This window comes from Pseudomonas sp. 43(2021) (genome assembly GCF_017490805.1).
In the GTDB taxonomy this organism is placed as follows: domain Bacteria; phylum Pseudomonadota; class Gammaproteobacteria; order Pseudomonadales; family Pseudomonadaceae; genus Aquipseudomonas.
In genome coordinates, this window is the sequence record NZ_JAFGYJ010000112.1 from 1 (window position 1) to 711 (window position 711).

At 73.8% G+C, this 711-nt stretch carries 2 protein-coding genes; both read left to right on the top strand.

Features of this window, described 5'->3' with window-relative positions:
• Nucleotides 1–380: aldolase/citrate lyase family protein (locus J5M71_RS26210; RefSeq protein WP_243434356.1), on the top strand; the 380-nt coding region annotated here is incomplete at its 5' end.
• On the top strand, nucleotides 377–711 hold a 335-nt coding region (locus J5M71_RS26215), incomplete at its 3' end, for a sel1 repeat family protein (RefSeq protein ID WP_207838362.1). The genes J5M71_RS26210 and J5M71_RS26215, both read left to right, overlap by 4 nt.

Genomic DNA, 711 nt, shown 5'->3' on the forward strand with positions numbered 1-711 from the left:
CTTATGGGATGCGGCGCGACTACGTGCAGACGGCGAACGCGCAGATCGCGACGATCGTGCAGATCGAATCGGCGCGCGGCGTCGACGAAGCCGAGCGGATCGCGGCGACGCCGGGCGTCGATTGCGTATTCGTCGGGCCCGCCGACCTGTCCGCGAGCCTCGGGCATCTCGGCGACACGAAGCATCCGGACGTCGCGGCCGCGCTCGAGCACGTGCTCGCGGCCGGGCGGCGCGCCGGCGTGCCGGTCGGCATCTTCGCCGCGGATACGGCCGGCGCGCGCCAGTCTCTCGAAGCCGGATTCCGCGTGGTCGCGTTGTCCGCGGACGTCGTGTGGCTGCTGCGCGCGACGCGACAGGCGCTGCAGGAGGTGCGGGGATGAGCGGGAAACGCCGCGGCGCGCCGCTCTCCACGCGCACGCCGCGTGTGCTGCTCGGCGCGGTAATCGGTTCGCTCGCCGCGGCGGCGCTCGGTGCGGCGGCGGGCGGCGCGCTTGCGCAGGCGCCGGGCGCGCCGAGCCGGCCCGACCCGCAGCGCGAGACCGAAGCGGCGGTGGCCGACTACAACGCGGGCAATCTGCGCGCGGCGCTCGTGCAGTTTCACGATGCGGCGGCGCGCGGCAACCGTCTCGCCGCGTTCGATTACGCGATGATGCTGATCAACGGTGAGGGCGTGACGGCGAACGTGCCGGAAGGATTGCGCTGGCTGCGGCG